Here is a 19095-nt window from a genome sequence, read left to right on the forward strand (position 1 = left end):
ACCGCCGTCATGACTGCACCTGTGCGGAAGGCCAGACGATAGCATCAATGATCGCACGGGCTGCGGCCTCATCTTCCGCGGCATCAATGTCGCGCTTGGCACCGAGGCGGATGCTTTCGATCATTGCGCCGATCTGCTGCCACTGTGCGAAGGCGGCAAGAACAATGTCCGCAACCTCGCCAATTGTCTCAGCCGTGATGCCAACTTCGGATGACAACATAGGATAGTCATTCGCTCTCGGCTCGGTTGTCGCCTTGAACGCCTGTGCCTCAGTGACTTTTTGCTGATAGGTCATGGCCTGCCCATTGCCGGGCGTAATGTATTTCAGGCGCTCTGTTTCAGCAGATTGATCAACTTTAGCCTTAAGGATGGTTTTAACCGTTGCCGATGACCCGATAATTATTCCGTAAGGCTCGAGAACCTTGGCAAGCTCAGCCTCAGTCTGCCCACCGTTGTCATCTTCCGGCCAACGCGTCGGCAGGAATGGCGTCTTGAGCCACGCTTTAAACGCTGCATCATTCTCTTTAATAAGGCTGCTCTTCGCCGACGAAAAAATACGCCCGTCATCCGCCTTCCAATACCAGTTCCGAGGTTCAAAACTCATAGGTAAACTCCTCCAGCATCAATGTTGCCGCCTTGATCGCCGGGGAAGAAATTATCTCCAGCGCCACCAGTGGTAATCACCGCATTCTTTGTGACGTTGAAACGGCGTCCAGCAAACTGTGAGCCAATTTTTGAGAATGACACAGCAAGCCATGATTGGAATGAAAGGCTGTCCGCGTTGGCCCATGCCTGCTGGCAACCAAGATTGTAAATTGTCCAGGTGACAGGTGCTGCGTACAGACCACCCGAAAACAGCGCCCCACTCTCAGTGCTGATAACCGCAGATATATCGGACCGCCCGCTACCACCTGAAATCTCGATACTGCCTCGCACTTCGACGATTGCACCCGATGATGCGTAAACGACAGAAAGGTTTGTATTGCTTGTCGGCACCTCAATACGGCAGTCTGTCAGTGTGACGGAAACAGTACTCGCCGCCCAAACCATGAGCACTTGAGTGCCTGCGTTGCTTTGTGAGCGGATTGTCACGCCACGATATTCAACCTTACCTTGATTGGCGCTAACGCAGAAGTTTTTGCCAGCGGGCTCCACAATCTTATAGGAACCGCGATCAGAAGCATTGCCAATGACAATAACGCTGCCCGAATAGCCGCTAAACATCGCGCCTTCATAAGTGCCCTGAGCGAGCTGGAAGATGATTGCGTACTTATCACTCGGAGCATAACGCGTAGAAACAGCTGCCCATGCCCCTTCCAGTGTCTTGAATGCAGAACCTGCCGTGTTTGCCAATCCGTTATTAGAATCATTTCCATCCGGACGGACAAAAAACGTTTGGTTGCTTCCTAGTGGCCGCGGCAACAGGGATCGACAGTACGAAACCAGACGCCACGTATTTCCATCATAGACCAGCTCTGCAATGTCACCGCTGCTTAAATCCCCTTCGATCAGAGCTGCCCCATCGATGCGCAAAATAGGCTTCGCACCAAGTGCGTTGACATTAAGCGTAACGGCCATCGTGTTGGTGGTCGTGATTTTCAACCTTAGCCAAAATCCGGAAATTAAAGCTTGCGGCGCTGGATCGAGGCTTACGATGACGGCATTTGCCGTCCCACTAGCCATGGCGTAGTTCCATTTCCCAGCCTGTGCATCCAAAGCGATCTTTTCAATATAAACCCCATTAATGCGCTCAAAAACGCGACCATCTGGCAGACTGACACCGTGACCATCTTTCGTTGTCACGATACGCCACTTTGATCCGGTCCACTCCGCAAGCTTTTGCTGACTGCCCGCCCATGCACCCGTCGCAGCAGCTGGTATGATATATGCGTCACCGAGGGATGCGTCGTTAGGAGGGGCAGTGATTGTCATTGAGAGAATGGGAAGCCAAGCTGCACGGTTTGCGAAGCCGGGCGCGGCTATGCCTTGGATCGCCTCCCAGAGCTGCTGTTGGTTGCCCGGATCAAGCGCAAGCCCGGCGTTCTCAATCACTGCGCAAATTTCCTCCTGCACATCATTGAGAATTTTATCCGTGACCTCGGTACCAGCAATGCCAGCTGCAGCATTCTGAGAGCGAAACCCTCGACGGCCTTCGCCAATATCAACCGTATTGTTACCGTTGACGCGATCCATGTCAGTTCTCCACGTATGAAAATACAAGCTGAGTGTGGGCAGGCTTAAGCCGCCGCAACTCGCATTCAATGTCACTGATTTCAAAGCCACCGAGCGGCTGACCCGCCGTATTGACGCCCGCGCGAAATATCCATTCGGAAATCAGCTGCAGCTTTACTCGCCACGTAAATTGCTCGCCTTCGGCTATAAGCGGCTGACCAGCCAACAGAACGCCAGCATTCGATGGCCAGAATTCTTCGATCTCGATAGTGTGACCGAGGCTTGCGGCCATCTTCACGAAATACGGAATGCTGGCACCGCCCTTGGCGATCCAGCGCTGGTGTGCCCGACGCTGGCGCTGTTCAAGCGTCTGACTACCCAGATCGCGCCCGCAAGGATCAGGACCAAGAACCCGTTCAAAATCCGGCAACAGTGCGTTGGCCGTGCGCGGATCAATTTCGTTCATCAGACTTTCAGCGTCAGCTTCTGCCTGGACGAGAACCTTGGCGATGCTATCGAGGATCGCGTCGAGAACGCCTTCACGCTTTCCGAGCGCAAAGCCGCGTGGAAGCTTGCCGATCAGGCTGGCGAGGATGGATGACTGTGGCCGGGTCATAGCGGTTCCTCGAAAGTGATCTCGCCGGGAAGCGGGTATTGGTCGCGATCAAGGGCGAACGGCGCTGATGGTGAAATCAGATCGTGAGCGTATTCACCAGATGCAGCAGAGATCGCCTCGGAAATGCGTGACGGTTCAATGCGAGCGCCGATCGGGCTTTCGTTCTGATCGTCGTTCGCATCGCCGATCGTTGCGATGAATGCCGCATATGCTTCCTGAACTGCCGCGCGTGTGGCGACCTTGTCTGGGCGAACGCGGACGGTGATAGGGATCGCCCGCATTTCGGCAGGCACAATGACGACATGGGCTGTGACCGGCCGAACGCCGGAAGACGAACCGGGAGCGCCCAGATAGCTAAGCATCTCGGCCATTTCCGATTCGGTCGGCGTACGGGCAGAAGTGCCATCTTTCATGGCGACAATGACGCCAACAGAACCACGACCGATCCAGTCGGTTTCCGGCTTTACGGCACGAACCGCGAATTTTTCCCGCAACCAGGTCGGGTAATCGAAGCCAGCACCGCCATGCGGGCGCTGCCGGATGTAGGCCATGGTCGCGTCGGCCAGTTCCGTTGGGGTTTCCGCCTCCGCGCCACCTGCAATTCCTTCAGCCGCGACTGCGATACGATTGATCTCAGGAAAGGCAGTGACCGTGCGCAGCCTGATACCAGCTTCCAGATTGCCTGCTGGACCAGCAATAGATGCGATGACCGATATTGCCGCACCCCCATTCAGGCCAATGATCGCGGTTTCCGTAGTCTTGAAGATCGTGCCATCGGAACCGGCGATTTCGAGATCGGCCGGAATTGGCGTTCCGGCTGCGCCTTCGATATCAACCTTTCCGACGGCGAATGTGGCCGGTCTTGCCACAATGCCCCAGATATCGGCGTGACGCTGGACGAACTCGTCTTCGGCCGTATCAACAAAGTACTGTCTGCCCCACCATGCGACATGGTCGTGGATCTCGCGCGCCTCCAGTGCTACGGCGCGGCTGATCATGGCGAGCGTACCGCGAGCCGAACGAACAGCACGAGAAATGGCAAGCGGATCAACAAGCGGCCGCACAACCGAAATACTGAACTCCATGGCCGAGGCAATGCGTTCAGCGATAGTCTTTGCGGAAGGGACGGGCCAAGGCATCAGGCAGTCCTCCGGCCGGAAATAGCAGTGTCATCGACCAGGACGCGCCAGCCGAGCATTTGCGGCGCGACCCATTCCGTCTCGATCTCGGCTGGAATGCCGGTATCGGAGGTCACCCATTCAAGGCTTTCGGCAAGCCAGCTCTGGTAAAGAAGGCGGGTGGTTTCGGTTTCCTTGGCGCGATCAAGCAGCCAGCAGCGCGAACCGATGCGCTCTCCATAAGGATCGAGCGCATCGGCAGCAGCACCGCGACGGACATCGATGCCGGACCCTGTCAGGAACTGCGATCGACCTTCGGGCAGTGGATCGTCTGGATTGGCACGGCGATCAAGGCCGATAGAAAGAAGTACCGGCGTGATCGGGGTTTCATCAATGATGAGATCGCCATTCGCGCCGATCTCCAGATCAGCGCGGCGGGTTTCCGGGTCATAGATGAGTGCCACATCGTAAAACATGCCCCGGTTCTATCGCGCGCGCGCGAAAACGATCATGCCCGCCGAGGCGGGCACGAAACAGATTAACTTTGGGGAGGACCACTGGTCCCGCCTCCGGGAACCACACCAATGTGTATATGGGTTTTGTCGATAACGACGCCATCGTTTCGAACAGTGCCGCCATCGATGTCAACGCCGCCCGGCGAGACTGTCACGGTGACGCCGCCAACCTTCAGCACGATCGACGCTCCAGCCTGAATGCTGATGGTACCGTCAGCGCCGACAAGTATTCCGTCGCCATGCTGATTATAAAGTGCGGTTTCACCCGCTTTCAGCCCACCCATGCGGGCGGATGGATTGCCAACCGGCAGGAGAACAATGTCATCCTCGTTGCCGCCAATGGCGACCGCGACTGCTAGTGCGCCGTCTTCTGGTGCTGATGTTGCCAGCCCATAAGGCTGCATGATCTCAACCTTGTCGCGCCAGACACCGGGAGCCACTTCCACCGAAGCGGTCTGGGTTTCGCCATCATCATTGATGTTCTTCAGAACGACACGGCGGGCGATGCCGCGAACCTTGCTGGCTGTTTCGTGATCCATCGCCGACCTCACAATGCGGACGCGGTGCCGTCCAGCGGCCCGCTCGATCCCTTGCCCCTGCTCTTTTTGCTGCTCTTCTTGCGGCCCTTAACGTTCTTTCGACGGCTCTTTACAGGCTTGTTGTCGAAGGCTTCCGGCGACGTGACGGCGATTTCAGTTTCGCAGCCGCTATCCTCCTGCTGAAGGTACGTGACGCGGGATATCAGCATGTCGCGAAACACGTCCTGAAAGGAATCGGAGACCTCGACCATTTCGTTGACCCGCCACAGACGCCCGTTCGCCTTGTAACCATGAACGCGATAGGAGATTTCCTCACTCTCGCCGCGCTTGGTGCGCATACGCCAGTCCGCTTCGTCCTTGCAGCCCTTGTCGTCGGCTTTGGAGCGCGCCAGATGCACAATCGGTCGATAGCGCCTGATTTCGTCGTCAGTCGCTTCACCACTGGCGACAACGCCGCGCCGTTCGCGTTCGGTGGCCGAACCATCAGTTGCTTTCCTGTCTTCCGGCTTTACCGGAGCGCTGCCGCCGAGGAGCGGAGCAGCACGACCGTCACGAACGGTAGCAGCCTTTTCCGACTGACCGCGCACGACGACCTTTGAATGCCGATCCTTGTGCGTGAACTGGCCAGATGAGGCTTTCACGTTCCCAGGCAAGGAGAGCGCTGCCGGAGCACGGTTGGCCCCGGTCCGGGTGATGACAACACCGCCGACGCCATCCGACATGACAAGGGCATGGCGCTGGCGTGTGCCCTTGTCGATTGCGCTCAAGCCGGTTTCGGAAAGATCGATGCCGTAGCGCGGGAATGCATCGCCGGTATCGATCTCGGAACGGACGGAAAGCCCGAACGGTTCAGCAATGCGCTTGACCGCTTCTTCCAGCTTCACATTGTTGAACTCGGAAGGGCCATTCGGTGCGGCCGTGCTGTCGACCAGATCGCCAGCCTTGTCCTTGCCGGAGATCGAGACCATGGCCCGCTCTTCATCGATGTCCGGCGAAACCGTTTCGATATAGCCTTTCAGGACGAGCTGATCCTCGACATAGGCTTCCGCTTCCATACCGGGCTTCAGGGTAAAGACCGCATTTGCAGGCGATGCGAAATCGAAAGTGGAAAGCGCCCGGCTATAATCGCGCAGCTCGAAGCTGAACGAGCCACTGAAATCCTTGAGGTCGCGGGTGATGTTGGCATTCGTCCACTGGTCGAATATCTGCCCATTCACCTTCAGCCAGATCGAGCGCGCCATTATTCTGTCACCTCGACACGGCCAGCAGGAATGCGGGCTGGATGGCGCGGCCGGTTCCGCTCGATGATTGAGAGGTAGCCGTCCTCGATCGCGGACGGATCGTCACCATAAATATGATTGGCGATCTGGAAGGTATCTGACGGTCGATCGGTTTCGATGATACGCGATGCTGGCAAGCGTCCGATCGCTTCATTGATATCGGCAATCAGGCACAAGCGAACGTCGCGGGTAGCGCGGATGGTGGCGCTTGCCTCGGCAGCAAAATCGGAATCGGAAAGGCTGGATAGCAGATCGGTATAGGCGTCCAGTTGGCCAACCAGGCTATCGCGCAGCGCGCTTGCTTCCGCCCGCGATCCGAACTCGACATAGGCCGCAAGCTGTCCAGCCTTGGCAAGCGCATCGCCAGCCGTTCCGGCCAACAGCACCGTGTCCGGACGCGACACGGTATCACCGGCAAGAACGACAAAAGCAGCACCGGCACTGGCGTTGATGTCGAGTGCCTGACGTGCCGACAGGCCGGTGGAGGAGCTGGTTGCTTCTGCGGACGGAGCAACCGCAGGCGTTCCGGCGAGATCGGGAACGAGATTGACGATCATGTCCGTCACCGAGCTGGCGGCGCTGGACAAGACTTCAGGCGTGGCAGGCAGGGATTGCGGCAGGGCTGCGGAGATCAGGGCAGAAGCCCTTCCGGCGCTGGACTGCCAGTAGGAAACAACCTGTCGGGCGGTGCGCTGTGTGGCGTCGGTGCGAAGCCGGGACAGAGTGCGCCTCGATGGCGATGTGGTGAGAGCCGCGGCAAGCGAGACAAGCGAAAGGGCAGCACCGATCAACGCCGAGGCAGTGGAGGCAAAGCCTGAGAGCCCCATGCCATTGTAGCGCTTGAAGGTGGCGCTGAAGCGGACGACGCGCAGCTCGTGCGCGGCGAAGGAAATCTCGGCCGTCTCTTCCATGATGACCTGCATCGGGCCAAGCCATGGATGAATAAGCGTACCCGGTCCCGGTGTCTCGAAAGCGGCCTTCAGGGCCTGCGCCTGGGCAATATAGGAATCGCTAACGATCAGCCCTTCGACCTGAACAGTTTGGGTAGCAAGGCCGAAATCGTCATAGGCAGCTTGGTCGATACCGGGGAACAGATGCTCGGCGACGCGACGGCCAACCTGTGTTGAGGTATCGGGCACGTGGAACGAAATCCCACGATATGAAGCTGGAAGCAGTCCTGGCAGAACATCGCTGATGCTGTCGAAGATCATGGAAACCTCTATGCCCTGCCGATGACGCGGCCACGATCGGTCGTAAGCCCGACATTCTTGTTGTCGGATGTAGCGCTTGCGAGCCTGCCCGGACCATCCACCTTGATACGGATGTCGCCACCGACATTGACCGACTGTGCCGCACCGGCAACCGCTGCAAGGCGTGTCGGCGTCGAGAGGCTGGCGCGCTGATCAGGATTATTGCCGTTGGCAGGCGTTGGCCGCTTCAGCTCCGGCAATGCAGGAACCACAAGGTTTCCGTTCAACGCACCGCGAGCATCCTTTCCAGTGATCTGACCGTTGAAGTCCTTCATTTCGGTCGGGACACCGAGTATCGCCTGTTTTACGGCATTGACCGCATTGACGATGCCATCGAGCCAGCCCTTGATCTTGTTGTAGACAGGTTCAAAGCCGCTCGCCAGCGCATCCCACGCCAATACCGGCAACGTGATCGGCGTCTGCAAAAAGCTCCATAGCTTCTCAATGCCATCTGCCAATGTGCTGACAAGCTCACCTGCCTGTTTCGGGAAGAACTTCGCCCAGTCCGGCATTTCGCTTTTGCCTGCCGCCCAGTTGGCGAGTTCGGCAAGGCCCTTTGTCAGGTACGATATGCCCTGCCAGAGCTTTTCAAAGGCCGTGAACTTCAACAGTTCCAGCTTGCCGAGCCATTGGCCTATGCCCTGCATGAAGCCGCCAAGCTTGCCCGTATCGAAGCCGACAAGCTGCAACAAACTGCTACCGAGGGAACCGAGCGCGCTGCCGAGTTCCTTCAAGTTGTTCCAGGTATCGCCCATATGCCCGAAGGTCCGCTTGAGAGTTTCGCCAATTGGTGCGAGTGATGGCTCTATGCCTTTGCCGATATCCTTCAAGGCGGTCCATGCGGTTTGAAGCCCATTGAAGACGCCTTCAAGAACCTTCAAACTCCCCACCTTCAGGCTGTCGAAGTTGATGCCGGAGAAGATCGACTGTGCGCCTGTTGAAATTCGCGACCATGCGCGCGGTGCAGCATCCGCTACCCAATTCCAGGCACGAACAGCACCGTTAGAAATGCCTGACCAGATACGTGACATAAAAGGCTGCGCCTGTCCCCAAAGCCGCTTGGTGCCTTCCCATGCCTTGGATGCGCTGTCCTTCAGCCCCGTCCAAAACTTCATAAGAGCTGGCTTTACCTTGTCCCAATTTTTGGCGATTAGAACGCCAGCACCCGCCAAAAGCGCAATGACAAGGCCGAGCGGCGATAAGATCACACCAATTGCAGCGCCCAACAATGATAACGCACCTCCGACCAGAGGAAGGGCTACACCAAATGCAGCAATCGCTGCACCAATCGTAAGCAGCGGTCCAACAATTCCGCGAACGCCGCTGGATAAGTCTGGCAGCGAACTGCCTGCAAATAGCCCGCCAAACGCTGTGTTTATGCTGGCAAATATTTCCGTAAAATATGGAGCCACACTATCCCAAACCGCACGAATGTTCTGCCAGGCGTCAATCGCGCCATCGACAAAGCCTGTCCAAACTTCAGATAGGATAGGGGAAATGGCTTCCCAATTCTTAGCGATCAGCATCCCTGCGCCAGCCAAAAGACCGATGACAATTCCCAGCGGCGAGACGAGAACGCCCAGCAATGCGCCGATCGCACCAAGGCTTGCACCGATGATCGGCAACACAAGGCCGAGTGCACCAAGCGCCGTGACTAAAATAATAGCGCCGCCCGCGCCGGTCATGAGTGTTTTCACCCAACCGCCTGTCGCCTTGTCAAAATCTCGTATCCACTTGATGCCAGCCATCAGCCAGGAATTAATCAACGGAAGCCACTCGCCAAAGGCAAAGCCTACTTCACGAATAGACTGAGTGCCGATTTCGTTGAGGATCGTTAGCTGCCGGTTCATGCCCGCCATCTGCGTTTCGAAGTCGGTATCGATCGCTGCACCCGTCGCGGCGGCGACCTTTTCCTTGATGTCCTTGTATTCCTGCACGTTGGCCATGAACGGCACGATGAAATCCAGAACCTGCTGATCGGAGAACAGCTCGGAAACCTTGCTGGCCGCGCCGATCGCTTCCAACTGCTGGCGAACATAGGCAAGCGCCTCGGCACCCTTGAGGCCGTTCTTTTCTGCGGCCTTCATGTATTTGCCGATCTGCTCTTCGCCGACGCCGGTGAGCTTTCCGACCTTCTGCAGCATGGCTTCCAGCGGGTTGATGCCCTTGGATGCAGCGTCCAGCATGACGGCCTGAATATCGACGCCCATGCCTGCAAAGTTCTTGATGGTGCGCTCAGACAGCGCCTTCGACAGGAAGTTCGAAAGATTGTTCGCTGCGATTGACGGATCGGACGTGCCCTTCATGGCGATCTGGAGTGCCGAGCCGAGGAAGTTGACAGCCTCGCGGCCTTTCACGCCGAATTTTGCCACCTGCGAAGTCAGGCGCGGGAAATGCTGCGCCATGTCCTTCAGCTCGAAGGAACCTTCCTTACCGGCGATCACAAGCGCACCAAGACTGTCGCGCATCTGATCCGCGGGAAGCTTCAGGTTGTTGAGCATGGCGGTGCCGACACCGGCCATGTCGGAAAATTCTGCGTTCGCAGCCGTGGCAGCGCGGCCGATATCGCCAATGGTGGCGTCGATCAGCTTCTGATCGACACCGGCAGCAATCATCTGGCCTGCACCGGCCGCAATCGTTTCCGACGCCTGACCGATGACAAGGGCCAGTTCCTCATACTCGACCTTGGCCTTGGCCGCGAAATCAAACGCGGCCTTGCCGGAGAGTTCGGCGGTGCCTGCAATATCGAGCAGCTGTTGCTGGAAGGCTGCGGCTTCCTGAACCGGCCCCATGAACGAAATAGCGGCAACCGCCGTACCGAGAACCCCGATACGGCGCGCAAAGCCGGTCAATTTCTGAAGGTTGCCCGTAAGGCGGCGCATCGGACTGGAGAGCTGATCGCGAAGTCGGACCAGAACATCGAGCGCCATTGATTTTGATGCCATGGTCTAGCCCTCTGCCTCTTTGATCCTGTTCCGATACGCCATGATGCTGTTCCACCAGAAGGTGGCGGTTGCCGCATCCATCATGTCGATTTCAGCGGCAGAGAAGCCCGATCCATCGGCGATCCCGCCGAGGATTACTTGCCAGTCTTCCGGCCACTCGCCAAAAAAGAGGATAGCACCTGCGCAGATGCGGTGATGTCGGCCGCATCAAGCCTGTCATAGAGCACGTTCATGATGGCCTGGCTGATCCGTGTCGAACGCGAAAACGCGACGACGTTCATCGAATCTTCGGAGGTGGCCGAAATTGCCCGCTGATCAGCGCCGGTCAGACGATGGAAAGTCAGCTCGAAATATTTCTCCTCGCGTACTTTCCCGCCCTTCTTGATCTCCAGCGTCCGAGGGTAAAGCAGGGGCAACGTGACCGAACCATTGTCATTCTGGATGGCATGATCCGGCAGGCGATCATTCGGATCGATGTCCTCATCGACATCGGCGACCACGCCAGCCTTGGTGGAAACAGGTCTGTCCAGGTCCACCACCGCGTCCGTGACCGGACGCTCTTCGTCGGTGAGATCGAGATCGACAACATTCTTAGCCATTAAAGCACCTCTTCAGGAGCGCCGCCCGCCCACTTGAGTTCAATCTTGCCGCCTTCGCCGCCGGTGATGTCCGGATGGTCGGTCAGGAAGGCGTCACCGAAAATGAAGGTCTGGCCGGTATCGCAGACAACCTGCAATTCGCCTTCGCCCTCATCCCAGAGGCTACCGTAGCGCTGTCCCTTTTCGAGGTTCGTCGTCGCGGTGACTTCCGAAGCCTCGAACTCCTGGGCCCGACCGACCTTGCGGCCATAGGTGACGGCATTGTTCTTGATGCCGCCCACCTTGATCTTCGCGCCCTTTTCGACGGGGATGTTTCGACCCCGCCAGACGATGTCCACAATGCCAAGTACCTGTGCCATGGGTTGCTTTCCTTACCTTTAGACCTGGAATTCCAGCGAACCGGCGAGCACCATCAGATTGCCGACGATTTTGATCTGCTGTCGGCTTTCGAGACGGTTCTTGTCGCTGGACGAGCGCTGAAAGGCGCTCTGTTTGATGGTGGCCTCGACGCTCTCGATCCAGACCAGATCACCATAGCGGCGGCACCGGCCCGCCCAGGAGGCGTGCATGCGGCGCGGTGTGACAACCGATGAACCGGGTTCTTCATCATCACCGACATTGGTGGCGAACGCCGCGCTGTCATCATCGTCCGTGAGCTTGGCACGCGGATAGAGCAGCGAAACGTAGGAGTTCCAGTCGTAGCGGATACGCGACAGGGTGGCGGGCACCATGATGTCGAGCCACGCTTCATCATCCACGTTGAGGTTGGATTTCCGGTACGTGGTGATAAGGCGCGAGATCGTGACCGAACCATCCGAAAGGCTTTCGAAGGTCGAGACACCACGGCGCAGTAGCAGATCGCGTTCCGTCTCGATGAATTGGTCGGCCGCACTTGGCGCTTCCACACCAGGCACAACAAGCGAGCGCAACTGGCGCGCTGGATCATTGGCAAGGTGGAAGCTCGCAAGCCCCATGACTGCCGCCGACAACACCCACGAGCTGGTCGGAGAGCCATTCAGGCCCACTGCCGTCAGGAACGGGCAATTCGTCAGCTGACCCCAGGTGCCAAGATCGGCAAACGTACCGCTCTTGCCGACATAACCGTGCGCATCGAGCTTCGACATCGCGGTGAAGCGATTGGTCAGGAAGTCTGCAAACACGCCCATATTGGTCGGATCGCTGAACGGCTGCTGAATTGCCGTGTACCAGGTGTTGGCGATCACATCGAGCGCGGGCGTCAGGTCTGGATTGCCGGACCCGCCCGCCATCTTGGCGATCGCAACGTTGAGGCCGGTTGGTAGAGGCTGCGCTTCGATGTCAACGCGCAGATCGATATCGTTGCCGACTTCGCCGCCATGGCGGCTGGTGACAGTTACAACACCGGCAGCGGCGGCGGCGGTTACGGGCAGGCTGGTGTTGTCATTGATCGCCGCAGCCAGCGCTGCGGCAAGCTGGGCAACCGTAGCGGTGGACTGTGCGGTGAAACGCACCTGCTGACCTGCAATCTTGAAGCGAAGGACAAAAGCCTGCGAGACAGCGCCGGTAAAAGTGATGGTGCCGCTGGCCTTCACCGCATCTTCGTCGTCGGCGATTGCCATGACGAAGAGGCTTTGCGTCTTGTTGGCCTTGCGGAACGCCTTCACCTGTTCGGCACCGATCGAACCGACACCGAACAGCGCCTGACCTTCGGTATCGCGAACGACTTCCGTGATAGTGCCTGGCTGCAAGGTGCCAGTGGCAAGCTTCAGGCCGATGATCAAATTCTGCACCGGATAATCGAAGATGCCAAGATTGCGATAGTTTGGCTTGACCTCAAGATAGGTGCCGGGAGAGCGCCAGTTGGTCGGGATTTCGTCAAAAACGAAGTCAGCCATGATTATTTACCTCCGTTCTTGGCCTTCGCGGCCGCGTCGTCGTTGGTGTTGCTGTCGGTGGCGGTCGGCACTGGTGCGGCCGGAGCCTTGACGCCGACCTCGACCAGATCGCCGTCAGCGATGCGGCGGCGTATATAAAGAGTGACGGGAACCGTCGCGCCGCCTTCAGGCCAGTCGCGACCATCTTCCATGGGCACGGTGCGGCCGGGTGCGAGCTTCAGCTTTTTCTCAAGCATGGCTTTCCTCGGGGTTGATGGTTTCGGTGATGACGGGTTCTTCCGCGTCGTTCGTGATCCAAGTGATGCCGAGCGATTTCAGATCGTCGGCAGTCTTGATCTGGAAGGCGGAAAGCGGCGACGTGAAACGCACATCGAAATCGACCTGGGCAAGGACGGTGGCGTCGTCAGCCCATCCGTCCGCATAGACCGCTTCGGCACGAGTGACCGTGCAAGTGCCAATGTCAGACAAGGTGCAGCCGCTCAAAAGGACACTCGACACGTCGATCATGGCATCAAGGCCGATATCGAACCGGTCACCTTTGAAGCGGGCATCAAGATTGCTCGACGCTTTTACGACCAGGACAAGCCGCCAGTTTGCGGCACCCGACAGCAACCGGCCGTGGTCCCGATCCGGCTGAAGGCCCATCCAGGCGAGACCGATAAACGGCTTCAGGCGAACGATGCGCTCAAATTCCTTGACGGTCAGAACGGCAGGAACACGATCGATCTGGAATTTCTTTTCCGGGAATGCGAGGCGCAGCCGCGCGATGATGGCGGCTTCCATGACCCGGATCGGCGCTTTGGTGAGTTCGGGTTCAACCATCTCACCAGCCCTTCAGCGATTCATCGGAGAATATGGCGGGACGGCCGGAAAAGCGTGGGCCGTTCGACTTCCCGAAGTTTCCGGCCGATGCGGCCTCAATGGAAATCAGCCCCTTGGCAATATTCTCCAGCCAGGTGATGACTTCCTTGCGTTCAAGTCGCATCTGTTCGGTCGGCTCGGTTCGTTCACCTTTTGCCAGATCGTAACGGGCGAGAACGCAAGCAGCGCGCACGATGTCTTTCGGAACCTCGGCAAGCGGAACCCTGTAGCGGCCGCGCAGATAGCCATCGATCAGAGCCGTGGCATCTGCCAGGGCAACTTCGATCTTGGCCGGATCAAGGGTTTCGGTTTCACGGTCTTCCGGCATGGAAAGCCGGACCATTTCCGTGTTGCCGAAGCGCTCGACCATATTTGCGACAGTGGCGTACAAGTGCCGTTCTCCGGTTTAAGGTGGAAGCCGCCTGCCGCGACGGCTTCCGGGTCATGGCCTGTTTCAGCGGCGGCCCGTTATTAGTCTTCGAGTTCGATCAGTTCAGTGACCAGATCGGGATCGCCCAAAATCTGGTTCAGCTGGATCGGCTCAAACATGTCGGTCGGATATTCACTCGTGCCATTGTGGCGACGACCGCCACGGCGGATGCCCTCGACCTTTGCTGTGATGCGAATGCCGTTGCATCCAAACTTGCCGTGCTTGGCGGCATAGGCTTCGACAGCAGCTGCTATGAAATCAAAGCCCGCTTCTTTCGCGGCCTGGACGGATGCAGCGACAATCGCATCGATATCGATCTCCGAAGCCGCCGCCGTCTGATCGTTGACGAGACCGACCGGATTGCCGGTCCCGTCATTGGTCGCAGTCGCCGAGGAGATATTGGTGGTCGAGGCATCGCCCTGGACGGCACCGCCGTTCTGGCTGGTGCTGTCTGGGTTGTTCGACAGTGGGCCACCAACCGGCTCGGCAGCGGGTACCTTTGTGGTGGTTTCGGTGGGCTTTGCAGCTTTCGCCATAATGTTGCTCCGTTGTTTCAGGGCTTTTCAAAAGGGCTTCGAAGCCTCTTTGAGAAACCCTCCCGCCCGTTATGGCGGGAGTGCTTTTCAGTTCTTCTCGATCAGCTATTCGATGAGCGTTCGAGGAACCGGGGGTGGCAGGCGCATATCCATGCTTCTCGACTTGGCAAGGATGGAAACGTCGGTCGGACGAAGCATCGCGACGAAGGCCAGACCAGAAGCTGGTTGAAGGCTCATGTCATGACTGACGGTCGCCACCAGTGCCGAGGCGGGCACGAGCGCTTCGCTGTTAGCAGAGTAGAAATCGACAGGATTGGAGAGGATTTTTTCATAGGCAGGGATATCGGCAGCCGATGCCGGTGCGATCGATGTGAGGGCGAAAGCCGCCACAATCGCGAACATGCTGCCGAAAAACAGACCCACTTTCCTCATGGTAAAACTCCGGGTTCAAGTGCAGTGACAGGGTTAGTCCGGTATGCGCCGCCTGCTGTCGGTGCGGGCGGAACTCTTGGGCGCGGGATCAGGCCAGCAGCGGGATGACGACCGGCTCGGCCGTGCCCTTCCACTCGTTGCTCTCTCCATTCGCGGCCAGCTCGTTGAGCAGCAGCTTGCGGGCTGCACCTTCCAGTGTGGACGGAACGAGCAACTTGCGCGGATTAATGGAGATCACTTCGCCGTTGCGTTTGCGGATGGAAGTCATCGCGGCGCGGGCAGCGGCGTAGTTCTCGGCATTCAACGGCAGCTTGGACTTGTAGATCAGCTGCCAGAGGCCATAACCGGCATTGCATCGGCCATCGACGCCATAAACCGCCTTGCCGCCGAAGAAGACGGTATCGTCGGTTGCCTGATCCTTGCGGATAAGCTGGAAGCTCTTGCGGCTCTGATAGATGATCGGCTTGATGACCTGACTGTCATCGACCAGGTACCAGGCCGGAGAGGAACCGGCAGCGAAGTTGGAGACTGAAGTTTCCTTGCCGTCCGCATCGTAACCGGGATGGTCGGTGTCGAAGAAGTTCTGGCCGTCATAGCACTTGGTCGTTTCGCCCTTCTTCAGGAGCGGGAAAACCAGCTGATCCGGGAACTGCGCGGCATTCTGGCCGAGCTGCGCCGCCATGGATGAGAGGAAGCCCAGCTGATCGTCTTCCACCTGGGAAATGCGAACGCCGATCGTGCCTTCAAATTCCTTGTTGCGGATCGTGTAGGTCTGCATCGACAGGTCATGAACGATGCGGTCACCGATCCATTCACGAATCCCTGGCAGATCGTCCATACGCGGATATTCGTTTGCTGCCGTGGTCGACGGAACGGTCATGGCGACGGTCTGATAATGTGTCGTCGTGGAACCAAGCTGCGCGTTGAACGCTGTCGATATGGCCGTATAGAGGCCGCGCATTGTGGATGGAGTGATATCCATGGGTCGTTTTTCCTTATGCGCCGACAGAAACCCACGTGCGGCCGTCACCGAGACCGGCAATGGTGCCGACCTTCAGCTTGCCGCCCGTAGCGTCGAGCGTGAGAGTTGCATCATCGGTGGCGTAGACCGGCTTGCCGATGTCGGCGAAAGCGGCCTCAAATTCGAAGCCGCGTGTGTCGCGGATGGCGGTAACGGTCAGATCGCCGTCAGCGCCGTCGCGGTTGTCGATGTGAAATTCTGCCAGCCCAACGATCGCAACAGCATCGGCATGGGCTGCGGGTACTGCCAGACCGGCAGCGGTGACGGCGACGATAGCCCGTCCGAAAAAGCGGATGCCCGCCTTGACCGGATAGCCGAACCGGGTACCGTCGCGGCTCGGGATTTCGAGATCGCGAGTAGCGGCCATCAGAACAACTCCTTGTGGGACTTCTTGGTCTTTGCGAACTCGGCGGGATCAATGCCCATCAGCTCGCAAATCTGCTGATCTTCGGGAGAGAGTGCCGGGTCGCCACTTTCCTGCGGTTTGTAGTTGCGCAGCGTTGCCGAATGCAGCGAAGGGAGAAGCTTGATCTCGTCCTCGACTTCCTGCGCATTCTTCATGTGACGGCTGATGAAGTGCTCGCGGAGCGCCGGGACCACCTTGCCGTCTTCGACAGCGCGATTGACGACCGCTTCCGCCTTGTCGCGCGCCGCCCCGTTGGTCAGGGTGGTAACCTTCGACTGAAGGTCCGTGACCGTCTTGCGCAACTCGACCTTCTCGGCATCGTCGCCCGACTGACGGGACTGAAGCGAGGTGACGATCTGGTCGCCGGAGGCATCGATGTTGACACCGGCAGTTTCCACGACCTTCGCAAGCGTTGCCGAATGCAAGGTCTTTTCCGTGACGGCGGCGAGGATCGCAGCCGCGTCGGCGTCTTCTGGAAGGCCAAGCGCCTTCCGCAGTTCTTCTTCCATGTCCGGTTCTCCGGTTAGGTTGGCTGTATGGAGGGAATTGAGCTTGAGGTTCGGATCGTTGGTGAGCGAGGCCCGGCCGATCTCAAGGACACGGTGCGGCTTGCCCTCGGTCACGAAGAGCGCTGGCGACAGGTAGCCATATTCGCGGCCACTGACGGCCGCATTGCCGCGAGCATTCCATTCAACCTTGCCCCAGATGCCATCTTCGCGGGCTTCCATGTCCACGATCCAGCCAAGCGCTGGGCTTTCGAAGCCCTGCGTTCCAAGCTTGTCTGTGGAATGATTGATGTCGATCGGAAGCTTGCGGCCAGCATTGCGGAACTGCGCAACGATCTGCTGGAGATCACCGGCAACGTAAGGGCCGCGACCGTCTGCCCCGCTGAAGGTGCCAGCGGGCATCAGGTGCACCCATTCCGGCACAGCGGTCACCGACACGTCATCGACGGCCGGAAGGTTCATCATAAGGGAGGTCAGACGCTTTTTCATGAACGTGAGAAAACCACGTCCAGCAAAAGCTTATCATGCCCGCGACGGCGGGCACCCATTAAGAGGCGTTAAATGCGGCGTTGAAGTGCGCTGAAAACGGTCTCGGAGATCATGACCTGATCATCGTCGGAAATACCGAGATAAGGACGCGCCGGTATCGTAACCGACTTTGCCAGCACAATGCCAGATGCCAGACGAAAAACAAGATGTGAAGCACTTTTCGGCTTGATGGTCGCGCCGAGCTGGTGGACGGCAGCATATTTCGCATTGGTTCCAACCGTCACCTGGTCACGACCTGCACGATGATTGATGCTGTCGCGCAGACGGCCGCTTTCCGTCAGGATACGGCTATTGCGCTTGGTTTTCTTGTATTCGGAGTTCAGAGCCTTCCAGGCAATGCCATCCGGTGATTTCTGTGAAACGAACCGACGATGTGTCGAGCCAACCAAACCGGTACCGATCGCGCTCATGATCGGCGTCGTATCGCCCATCACGGTAATCAGCCGGGTGAAGGCTTGGTGGACTGCCTTGTCCTCAATCTGGACATTGATGGAGACACCGCTCATTGCGCCTCTCCATCGAGCCAGCTCATGCCGGGATTATATTCAAAGCCCGGATCGACGCCCTGGGGAACGCGAACAGTACGCCCGCCGACTTCCTCGGCGCGAAAGACGAGATCGGGTGAAGGATCAGGGCCAGCCTTGCCCTGACGGCGCAACCCACCTTCGGAAACCGGCGTAACAAAACAACCGCAGCGCCAGCCGTTCGGCGGATAGTTCGTGATCCAGAACGGATCGTCGGCGCGCCACACCATGCCGTCCCAGGACAAATGTTCCTTGCGCGGATGAAGCGAACCGGAATGGTTGTATTGCCAATACGGAAAGGCTTCGAGCGTTTCGGGTTCCGTGAGCTTGGCATACCGACCGGCTGCATAGGCCGTGCGCAGATTAGTATCGAAGATGATGCGGGTGCGCCAGTTCCGTTTGCCGCGATAATCCCAACCATGTTTTTCCACGATTGCATCAAATGACTGGCGGAACTCCTCGATTGTGGTGCCTTCTTCAAGCGCTCGTTGGATCTCGCGACGGAAGTCATCGAGCAGCGCATCCGTGGCAGCTCCGGCAACCATGAAGGCTCGCGAATGAGCTGCAGCATAAACATCGGTCCAGACTCGCGTCTTGACGTTGGTCTTGCCGGATAAGAAGCGGATCGCTTCATCAAAGGGCAGATCGAGGGCCGATACCGTATCTGTCATCGTGGAAGCTCCCGAACCATCAAATTTGAAGGCCATTTGAAGGCCATAGACGCGCATTCCGGATTTTTTGCGGGATCGCTTCACAAAAGAAGCTGATGCGCGTCTGTGGCGGTTTATTTGCGTCCGGCAATGTCATCGATCAAAGCGGCCTGTCCGGCGAGATGCGCCAAGGCCATTCCGCGTGCCATGGCTTGTGAAAGCTCATCCGGTGAAAGCTTCATCCGGGCAAGCTGGTCAGCTGCGTCGGCAAT

The 19095-nt window shown here is 58.1% G+C and carries 22 protein-coding genes; all 22 read right to left on the reverse strand.

Annotated elements, in window-relative coordinates:
* Positions 1–7 precede the first annotated feature (7 nt).
* The 22 genes from KWJ32_RS26350 to KWJ32_RS26455 all read right to left on the reverse strand — a co-directional run bounded on the left by KWJ32_RS26350 (position 8) and on the right by KWJ32_RS26455 (position 18844).
* Positions 8–604, reverse strand: coding sequence for a hypothetical protein (locus KWJ32_RS26350; RefSeq protein WP_256886534.1), 597 nt, complete (start codon positions 602–604; stop codon positions 8–10).
* Positions 601–2193 (reverse strand): DUF2793 domain-containing protein, encoded by a 1593-nt coding sequence (locus tag KWJ32_RS26355; protein WP_256886535.1) that lies wholly within the window; start codon positions 2191–2193, stop codon positions 601–603. Before KWJ32_RS26355 ends, KWJ32_RS26350 begins: the two co-directional genes overlap by 4 nt.
* A gap of 1 nt (position 2194) precedes the next feature.
* Positions 2195–2788 (reverse strand): putative phage tail protein, encoded by a 594-nt coding sequence (locus KWJ32_RS26360; RefSeq protein WP_256886536.1) that lies wholly within the window; start codon positions 2786–2788, stop codon positions 2195–2197.
* Entirely contained in the window at positions 2785–3927 is a 1143-nt protein-coding gene (locus KWJ32_RS26365) for a baseplate J/gp47 family protein (protein WP_256886537.1), read from the reverse strand. The genes KWJ32_RS26360 and KWJ32_RS26365 overlap by 4 nt, the downstream gene beginning before the upstream one ends.
* A complete protein-coding gene (locus tag KWJ32_RS26370; RefSeq protein WP_256886538.1) occupies positions 3927–4382 on the reverse strand; it encodes a phage GP46 family protein in 456 nt (151 codons plus the stop codon). The genes KWJ32_RS26365 and KWJ32_RS26370 overlap by 1 nt, the downstream gene beginning before the upstream one ends.
* Positions 4383–4444: 62 nt before the next feature.
* The gene (locus KWJ32_RS26375; RefSeq protein ID WP_256886539.1) at positions 4445–4960 is read right to left on the reverse strand and encodes a phage baseplate assembly protein; all 516 of its coding nucleotides are present in this window, start codon (positions 4958–4960) and stop codon (positions 4445–4447) included.
* 8 nt (positions 4961–4968) lie between these two features.
* On the reverse strand, positions 4969–6201 hold the full coding sequence (locus tag KWJ32_RS26380; RefSeq protein WP_256886540.1) for a phage baseplate assembly protein: 1233 nt from the start codon (positions 6199–6201) through the stop codon (positions 4969–4971).
* Entirely contained in the window at positions 6201–7451 is a 1251-nt protein-coding gene (locus KWJ32_RS26385) for a DNA circularization N-terminal domain-containing protein (RefSeq protein WP_256886541.1), read from the reverse strand. Before KWJ32_RS26385 ends, KWJ32_RS26380 begins: the two co-directional genes overlap by 1 nt.
* Before the next feature lie 8 nt (positions 7452–7459).
* Entirely contained in the window at positions 7460–10435 is a 2976-nt protein-coding gene (locus tag KWJ32_RS26390) for a phage tail tape measure protein (protein WP_256886542.1), read from the reverse strand.
* Positions 10436–10569: 134 nt separating this feature from the next.
* A complete protein-coding gene (locus KWJ32_RS26395; RefSeq protein WP_256886543.1) occupies positions 10570–11034 on the reverse strand; it encodes a hypothetical protein in 465 nt (154 codons plus the stop codon).
* Positions 11034–11393 (reverse strand): phage tail tube protein, encoded by a 360-nt coding sequence (locus KWJ32_RS26400; protein WP_256886544.1) that lies wholly within the window; start codon positions 11391–11393, stop codon positions 11034–11036. The genes KWJ32_RS26395 and KWJ32_RS26400 overlap by 1 nt, the downstream gene beginning before the upstream one ends.
* 18 nt (positions 11394–11411) lie before the next feature.
* Positions 11412–12908 carry a phage tail protein gene (locus KWJ32_RS26405; RefSeq protein WP_151691318.1) on the reverse strand — a complete coding sequence of 499 codons (1497 nt, stop codon included), beginning with the start codon at positions 12906–12908 and terminating at the stop codon, positions 11412–11414.
* Between the two features lie 2 nt (positions 12909–12910).
* A complete protein-coding gene (locus KWJ32_RS26410) occupies positions 12911–13144 on the reverse strand; it encodes a DUF2635 domain-containing protein (RefSeq protein ID WP_125335766.1) in 234 nt (77 codons plus the stop codon).
* Entirely contained in the window at positions 13137–13730 is a 594-nt protein-coding gene (locus tag KWJ32_RS26415) for a hypothetical protein (RefSeq protein ID WP_151691319.1), read from the reverse strand. The genes KWJ32_RS26410 and KWJ32_RS26415 overlap by 8 nt, the downstream gene beginning before the upstream one ends.
* A 1-nt stretch (position 13731) precedes the next feature.
* Positions 13732–14160: a DUF1320 domain-containing protein gene (locus KWJ32_RS26420; protein WP_151691320.1), complete on the reverse strand. Its 429-nt coding sequence runs from the start codon at positions 14158–14160 to the stop codon at positions 13732–13734.
* 80 nt (positions 14161–14240) lie between these two features.
* Entirely contained in the window at positions 14241–14735 is a 495-nt protein-coding gene (locus KWJ32_RS26425) for a hypothetical protein (RefSeq protein WP_256886545.1), read from the reverse strand.
* 105 nt (positions 14736–14840) lie between these two features.
* Complete coding sequence (locus tag KWJ32_RS26430; protein WP_151691322.1) at positions 14841–15167, reverse strand: hypothetical protein; 327 nt, start codon at positions 15165–15167, stop codon at positions 14841–14843.
* An 88-nt stretch (positions 15168–15255) separates the two neighbouring features.
* Complete coding sequence (locus tag KWJ32_RS26435; protein ID WP_125335776.1) at positions 15256–16149, reverse strand: Mu-like prophage major head subunit gpT family protein; 894 nt, start codon at positions 16147–16149, stop codon at positions 15256–15258.
* Positions 16150–16162: 13 nt separating this feature from the next.
* Positions 16163–16555: a hypothetical protein gene (locus KWJ32_RS26440; RefSeq protein ID WP_125335778.1), complete on the reverse strand. Its 393-nt coding sequence runs from the start codon at positions 16553–16555 to the stop codon at positions 16163–16165.
* Positions 16555–17589, reverse strand: a complete 1035-nt coding sequence (locus KWJ32_RS26445) for a phage protease (protein ID WP_235819057.1) — start codon at positions 17587–17589, stop codon at positions 16555–16557. The genes KWJ32_RS26440 and KWJ32_RS26445 overlap by 1 nt, the downstream gene beginning before the upstream one ends.
* 68 nt (positions 17590–17657) lie before the next feature.
* On the reverse strand, positions 17658–18155 hold the full coding sequence (locus KWJ32_RS26450; protein WP_256886546.1) for a phage virion morphogenesis protein: 498 nt from the start codon (positions 18153–18155) through the stop codon (positions 17658–17660).
* Positions 18152–18844, reverse strand: coding sequence for a phage minor head protein (locus KWJ32_RS26455; protein WP_256886547.1), 693 nt, complete (start codon positions 18842–18844; stop codon positions 18152–18154). Before KWJ32_RS26455 ends, KWJ32_RS26450 begins: the two co-directional genes overlap by 4 nt.
* Between the last annotated feature and the right edge of the window lie 251 nt (positions 18845–19095).

Source organism: Ochrobactrum sp. BTU2 (genome assembly GCF_024539785.1).
Classification (GTDB): domain Bacteria; phylum Pseudomonadota; class Alphaproteobacteria; order Rhizobiales; family Rhizobiaceae; genus Brucella; species Brucella anthropi.